17 protein-coding genes are annotated in these 21114 nt (G+C 57.7%); 11 read left to right on the top strand and 6 right to left on the bottom strand.

Annotation, left to right across the window (positions count from 1 at the left end):
- Positions 1–13: 13 nt before the first annotated feature.
- On the top strand, positions 14–1039 hold the full coding sequence (locus tag M0412_RS21330; protein ID WP_142841890.1) for an FkbM family methyltransferase: 1026 nt from the start codon (positions 14–16) through the stop codon (positions 1037–1039).
- Positions 1040–1169: 130 nt separating this feature from the next.
- Here the strand turns inward: M0412_RS21330 and M0412_RS21325 are convergent, their stop codons facing one another.
- Positions 1170–1916, bottom strand: a complete 747-nt coding sequence (locus M0412_RS21325; RefSeq protein ID WP_142841891.1) for a methyltransferase domain-containing protein — start codon at positions 1914–1916, stop codon at positions 1170–1172.
- A gap of 205 nt (positions 1917–2121) precedes the next feature.
- Positions 2122–4188, bottom strand: coding sequence for an ATP-dependent helicase (locus M0412_RS21320; RefSeq protein ID WP_269699908.1), 2067 nt, complete (start codon positions 4186–4188; stop codon positions 2122–2124).
- A gap of 384 nt (positions 4189–4572) precedes the next feature.
- On the opposite strand from M0412_RS21320, the gene M0412_RS21315 reads away from it, so the two are divergent.
- Entirely contained in the window at positions 4573–5310 is a 738-nt protein-coding gene (locus tag M0412_RS21315) for a prolyl oligopeptidase family serine peptidase (RefSeq protein ID WP_269699909.1), read from the top strand.
- 88 nt (positions 5311–5398) lie between these two features.
- Here M0412_RS21315 and M0412_RS21310 read toward each other — a convergent pair whose 3' ends face one another.
- Genes M0412_RS21310 through M0412_RS21295 form a run of 4 tightly spaced genes read right to left on the bottom strand, consistent with a single transcriptional unit; the run spans position 5399 to position 8889 of the window.
- The gene (locus M0412_RS21310) at positions 5399–6136 is read right to left on the bottom strand and encodes an ABC transporter ATP-binding protein (RefSeq protein WP_142841894.1); all 738 of its coding nucleotides are present in this window, start codon (positions 6134–6136) and stop codon (positions 5399–5401) included.
- Complete coding sequence (locus M0412_RS21305) at positions 6133–6978, bottom strand: ABC transporter ATP-binding protein (RefSeq protein ID WP_052820395.1); 846 nt, start codon at positions 6976–6978, stop codon at positions 6133–6135. Before M0412_RS21305 ends, M0412_RS21310 begins: the two co-directional genes overlap by 4 nt.
- The gene (locus tag M0412_RS21300) at positions 6965–7864 is read right to left on the bottom strand and encodes an ABC transporter permease (protein ID WP_052820396.1); all 900 of its coding nucleotides are present in this window, start codon (positions 7862–7864) and stop codon (positions 6965–6967) included. The genes M0412_RS21305 and M0412_RS21300 overlap by 14 nt, the downstream gene beginning before the upstream one ends.
- Entirely contained in the window at positions 7861–8889 is a 1029-nt protein-coding gene (locus M0412_RS21295) for an ABC transporter permease (protein ID WP_080843016.1), read from the bottom strand. Before M0412_RS21295 ends, M0412_RS21300 begins: the two co-directional genes overlap by 4 nt.
- Before the next feature lie 206 nt (positions 8890–9095).
- On the opposite strand from M0412_RS21295, the gene M0412_RS21290 reads away from it, so the two are divergent.
- The 9 genes from M0412_RS21290 to ligD all read left to right on the top strand — a co-directional run bounded on the left by M0412_RS21290 (position 9096) and on the right by ligD (position 21111).
- Positions 9096–9809 (top strand): FadR/GntR family transcriptional regulator, encoded by a 714-nt coding sequence (locus M0412_RS21290; protein WP_046801148.1) that lies wholly within the window; start codon positions 9096–9098, stop codon positions 9807–9809.
- A gap of 67 nt (positions 9810–9876) precedes the next feature.
- Positions 9877–10857 (top strand): mannonate dehydratase, encoded by a 981-nt coding sequence (locus M0412_RS21285; protein WP_142841897.1) that lies wholly within the window; start codon positions 9877–9879, stop codon positions 10855–10857.
- A gap of 122 nt (positions 10858–10979) precedes the next feature.
- Positions 10980–12518, top strand: a complete 1539-nt coding sequence (locus tag M0412_RS21280; protein ID WP_371338332.1) for an ABC transporter substrate-binding protein — start codon at positions 10980–10982, stop codon at positions 12516–12518.
- Positions 12519–12761: 243 nt separating this feature from the next.
- Positions 12762–13865: a hypothetical protein gene (locus M0412_RS21275; RefSeq protein ID WP_269700064.1), complete on the top strand. Its 1104-nt coding sequence runs from the start codon at positions 12762–12764 to the stop codon at positions 13863–13865.
- Positions 13866–14042: 177 nt separating this feature from the next.
- On the top strand, positions 14043–16385 hold the full coding sequence (locus M0412_RS21270; protein WP_269699910.1) for an EAL domain-containing protein: 2343 nt from the start codon (positions 14043–14045) through the stop codon (positions 16383–16385).
- Positions 16386–16586: 201 nt separating this feature from the next.
- Positions 16587–17480: an SDR family oxidoreductase gene (locus tag M0412_RS21265; protein WP_269699911.1), complete on the top strand. Its 894-nt coding sequence runs from the start codon at positions 16587–16589 to the stop codon at positions 17478–17480.
- A 29-nt stretch (positions 17481–17509) separates the two neighbouring features.
- Positions 17510–17785 (top strand): hypothetical protein, encoded by a 276-nt coding sequence (locus tag M0412_RS21260; RefSeq protein ID WP_269699912.1) that lies wholly within the window; start codon positions 17510–17512, stop codon positions 17783–17785.
- Positions 17782–18606: a Ku protein gene (locus tag M0412_RS21255; protein ID WP_269699913.1), complete on the top strand. Its 825-nt coding sequence runs from the start codon at positions 17782–17784 to the stop codon at positions 18604–18606. Before M0412_RS21260 ends, M0412_RS21255 begins: the two co-directional genes overlap by 4 nt.
- A 3-nt stretch (positions 18607–18609) precedes the next feature.
- Complete coding sequence (gene ligD, locus M0412_RS21250) at positions 18610–21111, top strand: DNA ligase D (RefSeq protein ID WP_269699914.1); 2502 nt, start codon at positions 18610–18612, stop codon at positions 21109–21111.
- The last annotated feature ends 3 nt before the right edge of the window (positions 21112–21114 follow it).

The following is a 21114-nucleotide window of genomic DNA, read 5'->3' as shown; positions in this document are numbered from 1 at the left end:
GAGGGGAGTTTTCATGGTGAGAGATGAACGTCGAGAAATAGTGAAAGATTTATCGGATTTTCGAGTTCGAAATTGTATCTCTCTCAAGGCATTCTCTGCTTTGACGCGTATTATCCGCTACTCGGGATACAGTAATGATTTTCCAGCAACTCAGGAGTCTTTTTGGATTCTTCATAGAGATGTGCAGGAGGCGCTACGCAATAACAAGCCGGAGTGGATATATAATGACGAACTCTATGTTGAAATCGACGGAGTGCAAAAATCCGTAACGGTCGATATGCGTAATACCCAGTTTATCGGAGCCGATCTAGAAGTTGCCCATTTCCGTAACGGGTATGAACCAGATATTCTATTTTGTATCGACCGGTTTGTTCCTCATGACGGGGTTTACGTCGATATTGGTGCAAATTGGGGTTATTTTCCAGTGTATCTGTCCACGCGTCCAGGGTTTTCTGGCCAATGTGTAGCGATAGAACCTGCTCCACGCGCGAGTCGCGATCTTCAGCAGATTGTATCGTCGTTGGATATCGATGATAGAGTTTCCACTCATTCGGTGGCGGTATCTGATAGCTCGGGTAAAGTGCGGATATCTGATGAATTATGGACGGGAAATAATAGTATATCTGGGGTTGTGGAAGATGCGTCGCCTGCTTCCGCTGAGGTAGATTGCACGACGCTTGATATTTTACTTCAAGATGGTGAGATTTCTAGAATAGATTTGATAAAAATCGATGTTGAGGGCGTGGAAGACGCAGTTTTGCGCGGAGCGAAGGATACGATTAAGAAATTTGAACCAGTGATTATTTTTGAGAACTGGATCAGCCAATCGGAAGAAAAAACGCTCGCCCCATTCCTTCAGTTAAGCCGAATGTCTCTTGGCTATGAGTTTTTTATCATCGAGATGCGGGAGAAAAGTCAATTTACGTTTTCGCCCGCCTTCATAAAAATCGATACCAATCGCAGAAACTCTTATGAAGATAGACTAAATGTAATAGCGTTGCCGTCCAAGAAATTTGGTTTGCTGTTGGAGAATTTGTGATACTGCCATTTCTGCGCCCCGGTCTAAGATATTTCACAGCCCGGGGCGCGATTATTAAAGGTGAATTTTAAAAAAAAGGTCTTATTTAAGGGCTGGGATTCCTATTTAGTTCGAAACTTTGACAGCAAAGTTACTTTTCGCTTTTTTTTTCTATCTCGCTGATGTTATCTTCTAGATATTTGATACGCTGCCGTGCATCAATCAGTTGAAAATGAATTCTCTGATACACTTTCGCGGCGTCTGTGCCTGCGGCCTCTGGCGGTTTTTCCGCAATAAGATCGCCGACCACTGCCAGAAAATCTGACAAAGGGCTGGCAATCAGTTTTTCATAGATTTTTTGAGGCTCTACGACCGGCTCTCTCTTTTTGGTTGCCTTGATGTTTAGGGAGATACCGACATGCTGACCTTCGTACCTCGGGCACCAGCCGTTGGACGCGTCACTAATATTAGAATTCCACCAATCGAAATCGCTGAAACCTAGCACCTCGAGTATGTCGATTATCATCCCGATCGTGAAGCCGTACCTGTGTTGTTCGAATTTATTTATTCTTCCTCCCACTCCATATATCAATCCTACGACGTGAAAAGCACTATCCCCACTCAACAGCATTCGAAGCAATGCACCCATGTCAGGGATTGCAATTTTCAACTCACCACCAGGTCGTAGGATTCTGGAAAATTCTGAGAACGCCAAAAAGCTGTCGGGCCAATCGATATGTTCTAGTACGTGGCCAGCAACCACCTCAGAACAGGAATTGTTTTCTACCGAAGACATTTTTGTTATGTCCGCGACTATGTCAGGCCTCATCGACGGATCGATATCAACGGTTAAGTAGCCCTCAGGTTTGTAATTCCGGCTGCCAACATACAGTTTCATAATGCGCCCCTCGCATGCAGTATTTAAGATACCTAAAAAATGATATCATAATGACGTTAACCCCCAAGCGAGGTTGCCTCAACGACGGGCGCTTTTTTTTTTCGTATTCTCCCCAACTTCGGTGCATTAGGTAAGCGCTGTGACATATTCAGCTCGATTGCTTTCCATAAAGGTGCCAGCTATGCCCCGGCACATAGTTGCTGCTCTATTTCCACATCGCCCGCATCCGCGCGCCCACATCAATCCGGATCTGCTGCGCGCTGCGCTCCGAAGCTGCGGCCGAAACAACCGGCCATGTCGTCGTTTCGAAGAACTGCAGCAATGTGGCCGGTATGAAGCGGGTTCTTGAGGCGTAGACATGCCGGTCGCCCTGCTGGCTCTGGCCGCCGGTGAAGAAGCGTTGTGGCGTGATCAGCGACAGGCCATCCTTGGCGCGCGTCATCGCGACATAGAGCAGCCTTCGTTCTTCCTCCAGTTCCTGGGTGGTGCCGACGCCAAGGTCGGATGGGATGCAGCCATCGATGACGTTCAGGATGAAGACGGAACGCCATTCCTGGCCTTTTGCCGAATGGATGGTCGACAGGGTCAGGTAATCCTCGTCAAGCAGCGGCACGCCGGCCTGATCACTGGTGGCGTCAGGCGGATCGAGCGTCAGCTCGGTCAAAAATCGTTCTCGCGAGGGATAACCGCTGGCGATCTGCTCAAGCTGTAGCAGATCGGCCTTGCGGGTATCCGCATCCTCATGGATGCGTTCGAGATGGGGCTCGTACCATAGCCTTGCCTGGCCGATTTCGCCTGGCCAGCCGTTTTGGCCCCGTCGCAGGCCCACCAGCATTTGCGTGAAGGCCGTCCAGTCGTCGCCGGTCTTCGGTGGCGGCGGAATTTCGGCAAGGGCAAGCAGCGGCTCGGCGTCTGCAGCGATCGTATCGAGAATGTTACCGGCTTTCTTCGGTCCGATGCCGGGCAGCATCTGCAGCAGCCGGAAACCGGCGACACGGTCACGCGGGTTCTGGGCGAAGCGGAGGACCGCCAGCATGTCCTTCACATGGGCGCTGTCGAGGAATTTCAGGCCACCGAATTTAACGAAGGGGATGTTGCGGCGGGTCAGTTCCACTTCAAGCGGGCCGCTGTGGCTGGAGGTGCGAAACAACACGGCCTGCTGTTTCAGCGTCATGCCGGTCTCGCGATTGGCAAGGACCTGATCGATGATGAAGTTCGCCTGTTCGGTTTCGTCCTTCACCGTCACCAGCTTCGGGCGTTCGAGTGACTGCCGCTCCGTCCAGAGGTTTTTGGTAAACCGCTCACGCGCCAGATCGATGACGCCATTGGCGGCGGCAAGAATCGGCTGCGTTGAGCGATAGTTGCGATCAAGCGTGATGATATCCGCCGCCGGGCTGAAGGATGCCGGAAAATCGAGGATGTTTCGCACCGTCGCAGCCCGGAACGAATAGATCGACTGCGCATCGTCGCCCACCACCGTCAAACCACGGCCACCGGGTTTGAGGGCCATCAGCACCGAAGCCTGCAGCCGGTTGGTATCCTGATATTCGTCGACCATCACATGGTCGAAGCGGTTGCCGATATCGTCTGCCAGGGTAGGATCGCTCACCATCTGCGCCCAATAGAGCAGGAGATCGTCGTAATCGAGCACGTTCTGGACCTGCTTGGCCTCGACATAGGCCGCGAACAGTTGCTTAAGTTCGCTCTCCCAGCTGGCGACCCAAGGATAATGCTGGCGCAGGATCTCCTTCAGCGGCGTCTGGGAATTCACCGCACGCGAGTAGATCGCAAGGCATGTTCCCTTGGTCGGAAAGCGGCTTTCGGTCTTGGAAAATCCCAGCTCGTGCCGGGCAAGGTTCATCAGGTCGGCGCTGTCTTCGCGGTCGTGGATGGTGAAATCGATATTGAGGCCGATCTGTTCGGCATAGATGCGCAACAGGCGTGCGCCGATGCCATGAAATGTGCCGGACCATGCCAGCGCATCGGTCAGGGCACCTGAATTGCTCCCGAGGACATGTTTACAGATACGCTCGACACGCCGCGACATTTCCGAGGCTGCGCGTCTGGAAAAAGTCATCAGCAGGATGCGGCGGGGGTCGGCGCCGTTGACGATCAGATGCGCGACGCGATGGGCGAGCGTATTGGTCTTGCCGGAACCGGCGCCTGCAATGATCAAGAGCGGTCCGGCCGTCTGCCCCTCTGCCAGCCCGACGCCGTGTTCCACCGCCTTGCGTTGTTGTTCGTTCAACTTGTCCAGATAGGCAGCCGCCATGCCTGCAATCCTTGATATGTGGTTGTCCGTCCGTGGATAGCGGTGGAAATGGCCAGCCCTCGAGGCATCGTCTGGCCATTTCCACCGTTCCTGCAATGATTAGCAAAGACTCAAACACCAATCCAGAACAAATAATGAACGCTTCGACGTGATAATCCAAGCCGATGTACCGGCCCCGGCGTCACTGTTTGGCAAGGACCTGATTTTCCCATCAAGATAAGAATAGTAATAAGGAAAATCTCGTACTTAATTGAAATATATAATCATTTATTCTCGTTGCTCTCGCGTTTCCCGTTTCGGCTCGGAAAGGCCTGAACCAGGCCGGAGGCTTGCGAGTTCAATCATCGGCCTTGGGGGAAAAGGCCTGTCTGTTGGGAGGACCAAATGAAAAATCTGAAATTCTGCCTGATCGTCGTAGCTGCCCTTACCACCTCGACATTTGCCTCGGCCGAGCAGAAAGCCGTGAAATCCGATGTCACCATCGCCTCTGACATCAATTACCTGCTTTACACCCCGAAGGATTATGCTGGTTCGGACAAGACCTATCCTCTCGTTGTCTGGCTGCATGGCGGTGACCAGGGTGGCCGCGATGTCGAGAAGCTGCGCACAAGTGGTCTGCCGAAAATGATCGAAGAGGGGCGTGATTTTCCTTTCCTGGTGTTCTCGCCGCAAAACCCCAGTGAGCAACTGCTTTATCCGATCGAGCGTGTTGCAGCCACTCTGCAGTCGGTGGTGGCCGATCATCGGGTGGACCGCAGCCGCATCTACCTGATCGGTTATAGCCGGGGTGGATTTGGCGCATGGTCAATGGCGGAACAGTTTCCGGAGACCTTTGCGGCTGTCGTGCCGATCGCCGGCGGCGGTATCCGGCATTATCTCAACCGCACCAATGAAAAGACCGCCTTCTGGGCTTTCCACGGTGCAAATGACGAGGTGATACCGCTATCCGACACCGTGGTTCTCGTTCAACGCCTTCAGGAGTTGAAACGCAATGTTCGGCTCACCGTGTTCGAGGAGACAAATCATCAGGCGGTGGAGGGAAAAGTGCTGAAAGACGAGGCGATGTGGACATGGCTTCTCGAGCAGAAGCTCGCTGAGGTCAAAGCACCGTCTTCTCCCTGAGTTTCGCCGGATCTTTGATTGAGCCGATCACAAACAAAGCCGCCCGGCGCTTCCGCCGGACGGTTGTCTTTAGAGGCTCGATGTCGATCTAAAGAAAGCTGCTTTCGAACAGCTCGCCTGAATAGGCCGCGTGGGTAACGCCCGCTTCAAGATCGGCCCTGGTCAACTCATCGACAAAAACACCGTTCTGCATGACGAGAACGCGGTCGCACATATGGGCGATGACCGCGAGATCGTGGCTGACGAGAACGAAAGTAAGGTCGCGTTCCTCGCGCTGGTCGGCGAGCAGATTGAGGATTTCCGCCTGAATGGACACGTCGAGCGCGGATGTCGGCTCATCGAGCAGCAGGATGGGCGGCTCGAGGATCAGCGCGCGTGCGATTGCCACACGCTGGCGCTGGCCGCCTGAAAGCTCATGCGGGAACCGCTCGGCGAAATGTGCGGGCAGGCCGACCTGTTGCAGGGCGGCCGGTACTTTCGACCAGCCATCGCCAAGCCCCATGGAGCGGATGGGTTCGGCCAGAGCCCGGCCGATGCGATGGCGTGGGTGCAGCGAACCGTACGGGTCCTGAAACACCATCTGCGCCAGCTTCAGTTCCTCGCGGCTGCGCACCTTGCCGACCGGCTTGTCATCGAAACTGATCGATCCGGTCCACACCGATTCCAGCCCCGCCAGCGATCGCAGCAATGTCGATTTGCCGCAACCACTTTCGCCGACGATGCCGAGCGTTTCACCCCTGTTGACCTTGAGGCTGACGCCGCGAACGACGTGATTGCGGTTTTCCTTCGTGCCATAGACGACATCGAGCTTGTCTACCGTGATCATCGCATCACCTCCGCATCAATTGCCTGTCGGTCCAGTACCTTGAGACGCCTGACAGGATTGCGGGGATCGGGCATCGCCGCGATCAGGCCGCGCGTATAGGGATGTTGCGCATCCTCGAGCTTCGTCAGCGTTTCCACCACGCGCCCGCCATACATCACCAGCACGCGTTCGCAGAAGGCCGAGACCATGCGGATGTCATGGCTGATGAGAATGAGGCCCGAATTGTTTTCACGCACCATCTCGTCCAGAAGCAGAAGCACATCCTTGCGAACGCTGACATCGAGAGCCGAGGTCGGCTCGTCGGCGATAACCAGCTTCGGTTTGGCGAGCAGCATCATGGCGATCATCACGCGCTGCCCCATGCCGCCGGAAATCTGGTGCGGGTAAAGTCCCATCACGCGGTCGGGATCGTTGATGCGCACGCGCAGCAGCATGTCTCGCGCGGCGTTTCTCGCTGCCTTGCCGGTGAGAGCGAGATGCAGTTCGGCCGCCTCCGCCACCTGTTTTCCGATCGGCAGGACCGGATTGAGCGAATAACGTGGGTCCTGCATGATCAGCGCCATCTCGCTGCCGCGGATTGCGCCCATCTGGCGTTCGGATCTGGTAAGCAGCGGTTCGGAGAGGAAGTCCATGCGCTCCGCCGTAACGGTGGCGCTTTTCGGCAGAAGCCGCATGGCGGCGCGGCCGGTCGTGGACTTGCCGGAGCCGGACTCGCCGACGATGCCGACACGCTCGCGCCCGACGTCGAAATTGACATTGGAAACGGCGGGAATGGAGTTGCGGCCGAAGCGAACGTTGAGATCGCGGACCGAAAGAATGGGGGAGCTATCAGGAACGGGCATGGCGCGGATCCAGCAGGTCTCGCAGCGTATCGCCGGCGATGTTGAAGGCAAGGCTCGTCAGCAGGATGGCGATGCCGGGCATGACGGCGACCCACCAGTAATCGAGCATGAATTTACGGCCGCTGGAGATCATCGCTCCCCATTCCGGCAGGGGCGGCTGAGCGCCCAGACCGAGGAAGCCGAGCGACGCGGCAGTGAGAATGATGCCGGCCATGTTCAGCGTCAGGCGGACGATGACCGAAGGAATGCACATCGGCGCAATGTATAAGAACAGGATGCGCAGCGGGGATGCGCCATAAAGGCGGGCGGCGGCGACATAATCCGTATTGCGCACGACGAGAGCTTCGGCACGGGCGAGACGCGCGATTGGCGGCCAGGCGGTCAGCGAGATCGCGATGATCGCCGTGCCGAGACCCGCACCCATGGCGGCCGCAAAGGCAAGCGCCAGCACGAGCGATGGGAAGGACAGAACGATATCGGTGGCGCGCATCAGGATCGCGTCGGTTCTGCCGCCGAAGAAACCGGCCATGACGCCAATCGCAAGGCCGATGGGGCCGACGATAACCGAGACCGACAAGACGGTCTGGATGGTGATGCGGGTGCCATAGACAAGCCGGCTGAAAATATCCCGGCCGAATTCGTCGGTTCCGGCCAGATGCAGCCAGCTGGGCGGCTGAAGTGCATTGTCGAGCGCCTGGCGGGCCGGATCGAACGGCGCAATGAGCGGCGCAAAGATCGCGACGAGAACCAGGATGGCAAGGATGGCAAAACCGAACATTCCAAGCGGCTCGTCACCGAGCTTTCTTAATGTCCGGAATGTCGTGGTCGACAGGCGTGACAGGGCGCTGCGGCCGTGAACGCCATTATTCTGGGTGATATCGGTCATCGAGCGACCTCCCGTGTGCGCGGGTCCAGCGTGGTATAGGCCACGTCTGCCAGGAAGTTGAGCATCATGAAGATGAATCCGATGACGATGGTGGCCGCGAGAATGGCATTCATGTCACCGATGAGCAGGGCGTTGGTCATGTATTGACCGATCCCGGGCCAGGAAAAGACGATTTCCGTCACCACGGCACCTTCGAGAAGATTGCCATAGGAGATGGCGAGAACGGTGATGAGCTGCACGGCGATGTTGGGCAGCACGTGCCGGGTGACCGTGCGTGCCGGGCTGACGCCCTTGGCGCGCGCTGCGATCACATAATCCTGGCTGAGTTGCTCGAGTGTGAAAGCGCGTGTCATGCGGGTGATGTAAGCCATCGCCATATAGGCAAGGATGATCGCCGGCAGGAGGATGTGCGAAAGCGCGTTCCAGAAAATCTCGGTTTCGCCGGCAAGCAGGGTATCGACCAGCATCAGCCCCGTTTTCGGTTCCACGAGGCCTTCGTAAAAAACGTCGACACGGCCGGGGCCTGCAACAAGGTTGAGATTGGCGTAGAAAATCACCAGCCCGACGATGCCGAACCAGAAGACCGGGATCGAATGTCCCACCAGCGCGAAGACACGCGCGAATTTGTCGATGAACGTATCGCGAAACAGCGCGGCGGAAAGACCAAGCGGCACGCCGATGACGGTGGAGATGATGATCGCCAGCGTCGCCAGTTCCAGCGTTGCCGGAAAGGCCTGTGCCAGATCCTTGGTCACCGGATTGCCGGTCAGGATCGCTATGCCGAAATCGCCATGCAGCAGGCCGCGCAGATAAAGGAAGAACTGCTGGTAGAGCGGCAGATCAAGTCCGAGCCGCGCCCGCATGGCCTCATAGGCCTTGGGGTCCGCAAGCTCGCCGACGATTGCGCCAACCGGATCGGTCGGCATGACGCGGCCAATGATGAACGTGATGCAAAGCAGTATGAAGAGGCTGACGACAAGTTGCAGGAAGCGATGTCCAAGCCCGCGCAGTGAGATTTCCGTCATTGCAGGCCGCACTTCCGCAAGAGGGAACCGTCAGCGAATGGCGTACCGCGAACTGCTCGCCGATGACGCGCAATTCTCCATTGCAAAAACTCTTGATGGTACTTCATCCCAACTCCTCCCTGAGCTAACATGAAAACATATGACGTAACACAAAGTCATCATATGAGTAACGAAGGGATTCGTATTTCGCAAGAGGGAAGAGTGGCATGAGGGACGATATGGCAAAACCGCGGGAGCGACGGGCGCAACAGATCATCGACAATCTCAGCGCGGAAATTCGCAGCGGTAAACTGAGAAATGGTGACCAGCTTCCCACGGAACCGCAGCTTGAGCGCACCTATGGCGTGAGCCGAACGGTGGTGCGCGAGGCGATCGCGGATCTGCGCTCTGCCGGTTATGTCGTTCCCATCCAGGGCAAGGGGGTTTTTGTCAGCAATACCAGTGAATGGGCCGGGGTAAAGCTGACCCAGTCAGAAGCTGGCACCATTGCGGAAACACTGGAAATGCTGGAGTTCCGGCTGGCAACGGAAGGGGAGGCGGCGGCGATTGCCGCATACCGCCGGACGGCCCAGCAGGAAGCCGCAATCTCTGCCGCGCACCGGAAAATGGCCCGCGCCATAGATGCCGGCGAAACCACCGTTGACGCCGATTACGAGTTCCACACAGCCATCGCGATCGCCACGAATAACCGCTTTTATCTGGAGGCTCTGCGCCAGTTCGGTTCGCGCTCTATACCGCGCGGTCAGTTTCCGACGCTGCCTGAGACGGGGGATGCGAATTATCTTCGCAAAGTGCAGGCGGAACACGATGCAATCCTGCGCGCCATCGTCGAGCAGGACCCGGATGCGGCGCGAAAAGCCATGCGCGAACATATGCTTGCGAGCCAGCGTCGATATCGCCTGCTTTCGGAGGCGCAATAGCATCTCGACACTCATCTTATTTCGTGCGATGTCATATGATGACTTGCATGGAGAGAGGAGAGAATCGATGTATGTCGGCACCCAGGTTGCTGCACGCGATGATGAGGATTTCAAGGTTTGGGCGCAGCTCGGCGTCAAAAACATAAGCGCTGACCCGCCCGGAAAACCCGCGAGCTGGGTTCTCGATGACTTCGAGCGTCTGCGCGACAAGGTCGAAAGTTTTGGTCTGGTGCTGGACATGGTGCAACTGCCCCTGCCTTCCCGGCCGATCGAACAGGCATCGTATCCCGATATCCTGCTTGCCGGTCCGGAGCGTGACCGGCAGATCGATGCCGTCTGCACGATGATCGAGAACATTGCCAAAGCCGGCATTCCGGCAGCGAAATACAATCTCAACCTCATCGGCATTCCGCGCACTGAAATGGAACGTGGCCGCGGCGGTTCGCTGAATGAAGCGTGGCGCTGGGAAAAGGCCGACCACAATGCCGATCCGGGTGTCGCCGGGGTGCTTTCGGAAGACGAGAACTGGGAGCGCATCGATTATTTCCTCGAGCGCGTGGTGCCGGTCGCGGCAAGCAACCGGGTCCGCTTGGCATGCCATCCGCACGATCCCTATACGCCGCCGGGCTATAAGGGCGTCACCCGCGTGCTTGGCACCGTAGAGGGCCTGAAGAAATTCGTACAGATGCGCGAAAATCCCTATCACGGCCTGAATTTCTGCCAGGGGTCGATTGGCGAGATGCTCGATAATCCGCGTGAGGAGATCGACGACATCATCCGCTGGTTCGGCAGCCGCGACAAGATTTTCAACGTCCATTTCCGCAATATCAGCGGCGGCAAGCTGTCGTTCATGGAGACGTTCCCCGATGAGGGCGACATGGACATGGTGCGTTCGCTGAAGCTCTACCATGAGCTGGGCTATCGCTACATGATCATGCCCGATCATGTGCCGACGATTGCCGGCCGTGACGCTGTCGGTGTCGCCTTCGCCTTCTGCTACGGCTATATCGCAGCACTTCTGGAAGCACTCAACAACAAGCATCTTTGACCGTTTCAGGCCGGTCGGCGCAGGTTCGCGCCGCCGGCTTCATCCATAACTACCGATCTGTAGGAGGAGCAGGTATGAGAAAATCATTGATCCGTCTCGCATTCACCACCGTTCTGGGGGCAATGCTTGTGCCGGCGGCGCCAAGTCTGGCAAAAACCCCCAACGACCAGCTTATCATTGCAACGTCGCTGGCTCAGGTTCTGTCGCTTGATCCGCATCAGGCCACCGAAGCCAAGGCCAACGAAATCATGGCCAATCTTTATGATCGCCTGATTTCGGTGGATGGTTCGGGCAAGGTTTCGCCGCAGCTGGCGGAGCGTTGGGAGACAGACGACAAGGGCATCACGTTCCATCTTCGCGAGGCAAAATTCGCGTCCGGCAATCCCGTCACCTCTGCGGATGTGGTTTATTCGTTCAGCCGCCTGTTGAAGATGAACCAGGCGGCTGCCGCCAATCTTAAGCGTGTCGGTTATAATGCTGACAATGTCGACAAGCTGGTGAGCGCGCCGGATGAAAAAACGGTCCGCATCGAACTTTCCGGTGAAACCACGTCCGAACTGCTGCTCTATCGCCTTGCCATGGTCATCGCCAGCGTTGTCGACAGCAAGGAACTCAAGTCCCATGAAGTCAATGATGATTGGGGCAATGCCTGGCTGAGAACGAATTCCGCCGGTTCCGGCCCGTTCACGCTCAATCGCTGGTCGCCCAATGAGATCATCATTCTCGAGGCCAACAAGGATTATGTGGCCGGCAGCCCGAAAATGCGTCGCGTCATCGTGCGACACGTGCCGGAAAGCCAGGTCGAGCGTCTTATGCTGGAGCGCGGCGATATCGACATTGCCAGCGCGCTGACGGCGGCCGACCTTGCGATCTTCAACAACAAGGAAGGTTTTCAGATCCAGCGCGTGCCGACCGGCGGTTTCTACGTTCTGTCCATGAATGCCGGCAAGGAGCCTTTGTCCAACCCCAAGGTCCGCGAAGCGATTGCCTATGGCATCGATTACAAGGGCATGGAAAAGACCATCATGGGGCCTTATGGCCGGGCACGCACGGTGCCGGTGCCGGAGAATTTCGAATATGCCATTCCAAGCCCGGACTGGAAACTCGATGTTCCCAAAGCCAAGGAACTGCTTAAGGAAGCCGGATATGAGAACGGCTTTACGCTTAATCTGAAGACGATTGCGCAGACACCGCGTATCGACCTTGCCACCGCAATCCAGGCGTCTCTGAGCCAGATCGGCATCAAGGTCAACATTCAGCAGGGCAACGGTTCGGACGTCATTGCCGCCCACCGCGCCCGCGATTTCGATCTGCTCATTCCGCAGACCGGCGCCTATATGCCGAATGTGCTGGGTTCGATGGAGCAGTTTTCCAGCAACCCTGACAATTCGCTTGCCGCCAATAATGCCGGTAATTTCGTCTGGCGCTCGGCCTGGGACATTCCGGAACTGACTGCGTTGACGGCAAAGGCTTCGCTTGAGCCTGACGCCAAGAAGCGTGGTGCAATCTACACCGAGATGCAGGAAAAGTTCGTAGCGCAGAATCCGGCCGTGCTGCCGATGTTCGAGCGGTTCGAACCGATCGTGCTGAATGCGCGCGTGAAGGACTATGTCGGCCATCCAAGCCAGACGACGCGGCTGGAAAAAGTGACGAAGGACTAAGGGTAAAACCACATACCATCTGAAAACCTGTGACGGGCGGTCTTACCGCCCGTTTTTTATGGGCAGTTGCAGCGTGATGTTTTAGGGCAAACCGTTGGTTTCAGGCGATTATCGTCATCATCCCGAAATTTCGGGGGTTTTCTCAGGGACTTCATCGGATTAGACCCTGTGATGATCATTCCTTCCGCTGGGCGAGAGTCGCAAACTCCGCTCATCAACCTCCCGCAAAATACGTTGACGATCATGAACCTTGCACAGATAAAACTTCCGTCGCGGCCGCTGAGCCTCAAGCGTGGCGTCATTTCGGTGCCGGCAGCCTATTATTTCTCCATTCCGGTGCTTCTGGTAATCCTGGCGGTGATGCTTGTAGCCGAGGGCCCGGGCATATTGCGCGACTACCAGATCAGCAAAGATCCGCTGGAGATTGAAAGCGGCGATATCAACGGCAGCTGCAAGACACGCAAGGCGATCTTTACGACCTGCGAGGCGGACCTTTCTTATGAGCATGCCGGCGTGAGCTACACGAAGGAAGTCGAGGTTATGTTCGTCGATTTCCATTCCGGCGACTATGAGACCGGGCTGGTCATTTCCTCGAAAAACCCGGAGCTCGCAACGATCTCCCTCGGCCTCGATATGCTCTGGAACCGCATCATCACGCTCGGCGTATTTGTCGCCCTGCTTGGTTTCGGCAGTCTGGCAATGCTGTTTACGCTTATCCGCGTTCTGCGAACCCGCCTGCAATTGCGGCATCCTGCCCCTTTGACCGTCATCCCCGTGGCGCTGACGGCAGTCGCCGAAAAACGCAGCCGTCTTTTCGTGACCTATGCCGATACGGTGAGAGACGCCAGGACCAAGCGGCAGTCCTTCACCCATCTGGAGAGGGGACGCATCCCTGTCGTCGTTGGTCACACCGGAAAACACGATGTGGCGCTGGCAGTCTGGCACGGCAATACCGCGCTTCCGGTTCTGCTCGACGACCAGCTGGAACGGATCGACCTGTCGGACGAGGAGCGGGCGCAGGCTCTTGCATCAATTGCACCGATGGTTGCGAGCCAGGCGCAGGAAGGCTCCTCTACTGTCGGTGCGGCGATAAAGAAACAACCGGGCCTTCTGCGGCGGCTGGGCACTTTTGTCGCAATCGTGGCCGTCATCATTATCGCAGTCTTCGGTTACTGGTTGTGGTACGTCACAGCCGCGCCGTCGCAATTCAATTCGCCGGGCATGGACCTCAACAACATGATGCCTGCAGCCCTCAATGAATGGGGTTGCGCCCGTCTGCAGGAGCGCTTTGCAGACGGCCCGGCACCCTTTGGATGCACTGCGGCCGACTATCGAAGCTGGAAATAACGGCTTTTCTCTCTAATCCCGCCGGACCGCGCGCAGTGTTTTGCGCCGGTCCGGTGCATTTCCTGTTCGGCACAGAACGGATGGCGCCATTTATCAATAGTTGCATTAGAGATTTATAAATAAACCAAATTCATAGTGCGAGCATGGGCGGTTCTTCAGAGGCTGGGAGAGTGCATCATGTTCACGGTTCTGGAATGCGTTGCCGTACAACACGACAGGGCTGTCGTGCTTCTTGCGGCATTGATCTGCCTGCTTGGCATGCTCGCCTTTTTTCACCTGTTGTTACGTGCGGAGGAAAGTCCGGCTGGCCGCAAGCCCTATTGGGTGCTGACGGCCGCCTTTGCCGGAGGGCTCAGCGTCTGGGCCACACATTTCGTCGCCATGCTTGCCTATAAGGGTTCGGTCCCTATCGGGTTTGATTTTTTCTTCACGGCTCTTTCCGCAGGACTTCCGGTTCTGGGTTTCTGGCTGGCGCTCAGGGTGCCCTCGCAGGCAGGTTACAGCCCGGCAATCGTTGGAACGCTGGTGACCGTTTCGGTCGCCGTCATGCATTTCGTCGGCATGGCGGGAATGGATGCCGCCGCCGCCGTCAGCTATCGCTGGGGGTCGGTTATTGGCGGTTTTGCCGTTGCCTGGGTGTTTTTTCTTCTGGCTTTTTTCCTGTTTCGCCGTTCCGGCTCCTGGGAACAACGTATCTTCCTTCCGGCCGGCTCTTCGATCCTGGCAATCTGCGCGCTGCACTTCACCACCGTTTCGGCAACGGTTCTGTCGCCGGATCCTTCCATTTCCGGTCCTGACCCCGATAGTCTCGCAAGGCTGATGGTGATCGGCGCCGTGTCCGGCGTAACGTTCCTGATCCTTTGTGCGACCGCTACCGCGGCTCTGGTGGATCGCTACCTTGTCGATCTCAAGGGCCTTGTCGATGCGACATTGGATGGCCTTGCCGTTGTGCGTGATGGTCGTATCGTTGAGCTTAACACCCGTTTTGCCGGTCTTCTCGGCAATGATGAGGTATCCCTGATCGGGAAAAATCCCGATGATCTGTTCCAGGCCATCGACGGGCAACCCGCCTATCTGCCGCGCCATGCGCCGGTTGAGGCGATCCGCGAGCGGGCCGACCGGCAACAGGTGTTCGAGCTTGCCGTGCGTACCATCGAATATCGTGGTCGCCCCTGCGAGGTGATGGCCATTCGCGACCTGACGGAGAAGCGCGAGGCGCAGCGGGAAATCGAATATCTCGCACGCCATGATGTGCTGACGGGCCTTGCCAACCGTACGATGTTCCAGACGCGGCTGCGCCAGCAAATCGAGAATTGCGACGAAGAGGACGAATTTGCGCTGCTGGCGCTCGATCTCGACCGGTTCAAGGCGGTCAATGACATATTCGGCCATGCCGAGGGCGACCGGGTGCTGAAAAGGGTTGCTGCCATTCTCCACGAATGCGCAAGGGCAGGGGATGTGGTCGCGCGCCTCGGCGGCGATGAGTTCGTCATCCTGACGGCCCGGCACACCAAGGCGGATGAGGCGCGCCTGCTCGCCGAGACCATCCTTGGCATGTTCGCGCTGAAAATGAATGTTGCCAACGACCCGACCGCGGTCGGCGTCAGCATCGGCATCGCCGTTTTCCCGCGCGACGGTCGGGATGATGAAAGCATCATGCACGCGGCAGATCTGGCGCTTTACCGCGCCAAGGTCGGCGGGCGCGGCATATTGGCTTTTTACGATCCTCTGATGGATCAGGAGGCGCGTGAGCGCCGGCAGCTCGAAACCGATTTGCGGCTTGCCGTCAATCGCAACGAGTTGCTGCTGAACTACCAGCCGGTCCTGTCGGTGGAATGCGGTCAGGTCGTCGGTTACGAGGCGCTGGTGCGCTGGCAACATCCGACAAGGGGTGTCGTGTCGCCGGATGTTTTCATTCCGATAGCGGAAGAAAGCGGTATCATCATCTCGCTCGGCGAATGGGTGCTGCGTGAGGCCTGCCGCCAGGCGAGCACCTGGGCACCGCATCTAAAAATCGCGGTCAATGTCTCGCCATTGCAATTCTCTCTGGCAAATCTCGGCCATGTCGTCTGCACGGTGCTGATGCAGACCGGTCTTTCGCCGAACCGGCTGGAACTAGAAATCACCGAGGCGGCACTTCTGAAAGACCGCAAGGCGACGCTGATCATTCTCAACCAGTTGAAGGCGCTGGGCGTTGCCATCGTCATGGACGATTTCGGCACGGGTTATTCTTCGCTCAGCAATCTCCAGAGCTTCCCATTCGACAAGATCAAGATCGATCGCAGCTTCATTGCCGCCATGAGCGATGATGACAATGCCCGCGCCATCGTGCGCGCGGTAATCGGCCTTGGCCGCAGCCTCGATCTGCCGGTGACGGCGGAAGGCATCGAAACCGATGCCCAATATCGCATGGTCGTGGATGAAGGATGCGCGCAGGCACAAGGTTATCTCTTCGGCAAACCCGATGTGGCGCCTGCCGGGGCTGCAGGTGCGACCACGCGGAAGAAATATTCCGTTTGAAATAAAGCGCGACGGCATGATGCCGTTGCCTGCCTTCCCCAAAATGATGGAACGAGAGTGGACGCAGATCGTTAGGGTCACGTGTGATGCGTCCACATCGTCGGCGAGATCCGGCACCGGACGGCCGGCGTTATCGAGCGATACAAATGCGCTTGTCACGGGACGCACCACGGATGGATATCTATCTATGGAGAGACCGCGATGACAGACCGCCTCGAGCCGCAGGACCCACGCAGCCAGTATCCGCGTCCGCCATTTTTGACACCCGAACAGGAAATGCCGGGTCTGGTGACGAATATGACGCCTTTTCCGGACCACGGCGAAAAGAGCTACAAGGGCTCGGGCAAGCTTGCCGGGCGCAAGGCGCTGATAACCGGCGGCGATTCCGGCATTGGCCGTGCTGTTGCCATCGCCTTTGCGCGGGAGGGTGCTGATGTGGCGATCTCCTATCTGCCCGAAGAGGAATCCGATGCCGAAGAGGTCGTGGCTCTCATCGAGGCGGAAGGTCGCGTGGCCGTGGCGTTGCCCGGCGATATCACAGATGAGGGCTGGTGCCGGGAACTGGTTGAAAAGGCGGCCGGTGATCTCGACGGCCTGGACATTCTTGTCATCAATGCCGCAAGACAGCAGTATCGCCAAGGCATAGACGAGCTGTCGACCGACGATTTCGACCGCACCATGAAGACCAATCTCTACGCGCTGCACTGGATTGCCCAGGCTGCCGTTCCACACCTGAAGCCGGGCTCGTCGGTGATCACGACAGCATCGATACAGGCCTATGAGCCGTCGCCGATCCTGCTCGACTACGCGACCACCAAGGCCGGCATTGTCGCCTACACCAAAGCGCTTGCCAAACAGCTGATCGAAAAAGGCGTTCGTGCGAATGCGGTGGCGCCCGGACCTTTCTGGACTGTGCTGCAGCCGAGCGGCGGCCAGCCCGACGAAAAGGTGCGCAATTTCGGCAAGGACAGCGATTTTGGCCGGCCGGGACAACCTGTGGAACTCGCGCCCGTCTATGTGCTGCTGGCCTCTCAGGATGGGAGCTTCATCAATGGCGAGGTCTATGGCGTGACCGGTGGCAGGGGCATTGCCTGAGGGCGGTGTGTCAGTCTTGAGGATATGACATGAAACGGCAGGCAGAACGTTCAGATACGCAGGTAAATGCCCTCGACGTCCGCGACCGGCTGATACTGGCGCTTTATGCCCAGCTGAAGGCGGAGCGGCAGACACGTGAGGCGATGGAATGGGTCATCCGTAACGGTGGCCTCACGCCCGAGGTGCTGGAGGCAATGGCGTCCGACCCCGTGCCGGTGCTGGCTGAGGCGGATATTCCCGCCATCGAGCGTATTCTCGGCGCTGATCGATCTCCACATGACACTAATAGCGGACGGCCATCATGAACCGGAGAGCCAGCTGGAAGGGCCATCTTGCCTTTGCCGATTTCAACTGCGAAATCGGCCTCTATTCCGCGCTGACCTCCACGGAGAAAATCTCGTTCAACATCGTCAACCGCAAGACCGGCCACCGGGTTGAGCGGCAATATGTCGATAGCGATACCGGCGAGGCTGTCGGCCGTGACGATCAGGTCAAGGGTTACGAGCGCGACAATGGTGACTACATCGTCATCGAAGGCGATGAAATCGCGAAACTGATGCCGGAGAGTGACAAGGTCATTCGCATCCGGCATTTTCTTGAATGCGACGACATCGACAAGCTGTTTTTCGACAAATCCTATTACCTCGCCCCAACACAGGAAGGCGGGGAGGAGGCGCTGACACTGCTGGCAAAGGCCATGCAGGACGAAAACGTCGTTGCGCTTGGCGAGGCGGTGCTTTTCCGCCGCAACCGCATGCTGCTGATCCGCCCGAGCGGCAAGGCGCTCGTCGCAACCACGCTGAATTTCGGTTACGAGGTGCGCGCCGAGAGCAGCGTCTTCAAGTCTATTCCAGATATCCAGTTCGATGACGAGATGCTGGAGCTTGCCGGTCATATCATCGAAACACGCGCCGGCACCTTTGATCCCTCCGAATATAGCGACCGTTACAATGATGCCCTCGCGGAACTGGTGAAGGCCAAGATCGAGGGCCGGGAAATCCCCAGGCGGGCCGCGCCGAAAGAAGACAATGTCATCGATCTGAAAGAGGCCTTGCGCCGCAGCGCGAAGGCCGAAGGCGGGAAGAAAACCGCGACGGGCCGCAGGACTTCCCGGAAAGCGAGCTGATGCATGGGATTGCAGACCTATAACGCCAAGCGCAGTTTCGACAAGACGCCTGAGCCGAAGGGTAGCCGGGCCGAAGCTCAGGGGTCGAGTTTCGTGATACAGAAACACGATGCCCGCCGGCTGCATTATGATTTCCGGCTGGAAATGGACGGGGTGCTGAAAAGCTGGGCGGTGACGCGTGGCCCCAGCCTAGACCCCGAGGACAAGCGCCTTGCGGTGCATGTGGAAGACCACCCGCTGAGCTATGGTGATTTCGAAGGCGTCATTCCCAAGGGCCAATATGGGGGTGGAACGGTCATCGTCTGGGATCGTGGTGTCTGGAGGCCGATTGGTGATGCGAGGAAAGGATATCGCAAGGGCCATCTCGAATTTGAACTTGATGGCGAAAAGCTGAAAGGGCGCTGGCACCTGGTGCGTATGCACGGAAAACCCGGTGAGAGCAGGGAAAACTGGCTGCTGATCAAGGGTGACGATGAGGAGGCCCGGCATCAGGGTGGTGCGGATATTCTGGAGGAGCGGCCGGAATCGGTAAAGACCGGACGCAGCGTCGAGCATGTCGCGGCCAAACCGAAAGACACGTGGAATTCCAAGCCGGTATCGAAAAAGGCTGCTGCCTCTTCTTCCGGCCAAAAGCAGGCGCATGCCTTGCCGAAGGGAGCACGCAAACAGGCGCTTCCGTCCTTCGTGCCGCCGGCGCTGGCAACGCTGAAGCCGAAACCGCCGAGCGGTTCCCGCTGGCTGCATGAGATCAAATTCGATGGTTACCGGCTGCAGGTGCGGCTCGATCACGGCAAACTCCAGCTTCTGACCCGCAGCGGGCTGGACTGGACGGAGAAGTTTGGCGATGCGGTGGCACGCGCGCTAAAGGCCCTGCCGGCCGAAACATTGCTCATGGACGGGGAAATCGTCGTGGAACGCGACAGCGGCGCCTCCGATTTTTCGGCATTGCAGCAGGATCTGAGCGAGGGGCGAAGCGACCGTTTCGTTTTTTACGCCTTCGATCTGCTTTATCTTGATGGCACCGATCTACGCGGGGCGGCATTGACCAACCGCAAGGCTCTGCTGGAAAAGCTGTTGCCGGCGGGTGATCCCAAGCTGCGATACAGTGAACATTTCGAGGAGAGTGGCGAGCTCGTGCTGGACCATGCCTGCCGTCTCAGCCTTGAGGGCGTTATTTCCAAGGTCAAGAACAGCCAATATGTTTCCGGCCGCAAAGGCGAATGGGTCAAATCCAAATGCTCCATGCGGCAGGAATTCGTCATCGGCGGCTACACGCTCTCTTCGACATCGGACCACGCCATCGGCTCGCTGGCGCTTGGCGTTTATGAAAAGGGCAAGCTGCGCCATGTCGGCCGTGTCGGCACCGGCTACACGGGTGAGGTGGCCGAAATGCTGCTTGGCCGCCTGAAACCGCTGGACCGCAAGGAGAGCCCGTTCGGCGATAAGCTCACCGCGCTTGCACGCCGCGACCTTCACTTCGTCACGCCGCAACTGGTGGCGGAAGTCGAGTTTCGGGCCTGGTCTGGCGATGGCAATCTGCGTCACGCTTCCTTCCGCGGCCTGCGCGAAGACAAGCCGGTGGAAGAAATCGAACGCGAGGAGAAGGCCGTGAGCGATACAGGCGCGCCGCAATCCACCATCAAATTCACCCATCCGGACCGGCTTTATTGGCCTGATGATGGAGTGACCAAGGAGGGGCTCGCCGATTATTACGCGCAGGTGTGGCGGCATATGGCGCCCTTCGTCGTCGACCGACCGCTGGCGTTGCTGCGCTGTCCCGAGGGTATAGAGGGGCAGCGTTTCTTCCAGAAACACGCCTGGCGCGGCATCAACAAGGCCGTGGAACAGATCAAGGATCCCAAGGACAAGGGCGGCGAACCGCTGATCCGCATCACCGATTTCGACGGCCTTATGGCTCTGGTCCAGTCCGCCACGCTTGAAATTCACCCATGGGGCGCAACGACTGCCAACTGGGAGAAGCCGGACATGATCACCATGGATATCGACCCCGGCGAAGACGTAGCCTGGGAAGAGGTGATCGAGGCGGCGTTGGAACTGAAACGGCGTTTCGAAGACGCCGGGCTTGCGGCCTTCGTCAAGACCTCCGGCGGTAAGGGCCTGCATGTCGTTGCACCGCTCAAACCGCAGGCGGGCTGGGCTGCCGTCAAGGCTTTCTCAAAAGCGATGGCCGCCGATATGTCGAAGGCGGAACCCGATAAATATCTTTCCGTGGCAACGAAAGCAAAACGCAAAGGCCGCCTTTTCATCGATTATCTGCGCAATGGCAGGGGCAATACGGCGGTAGCGCCCTATTCGACCCGTGCCCGGCCGGGGGCGGCGATTTCCGCGCCGCTGGAATGGTCGGAACTCACGGCTGAGATCGGCCCGGCGCATTTTACCGTCAATAATATCGGCGCGCGCCTCTCAGCCCTGAAAAAAGACCCATGGGACGGTTTTTTCGCGGCAGCGAAACCGCTGCCGAAAAAGCCCGCTGACGGCAGCTGATCT

It is taken from the genome of Agrobacterium sp. O3.4 (genome assembly GCF_041414895.1).
In the GTDB taxonomy this organism is placed as follows: Bacteria; Pseudomonadota; Alphaproteobacteria; order Rhizobiales; family Rhizobiaceae; genus Agrobacterium; species Agrobacterium cucumeris.
Note: the sequence above shows the minus strand (reverse complement) of the source record. Positions and strands in the feature narration are given on the sequence as shown.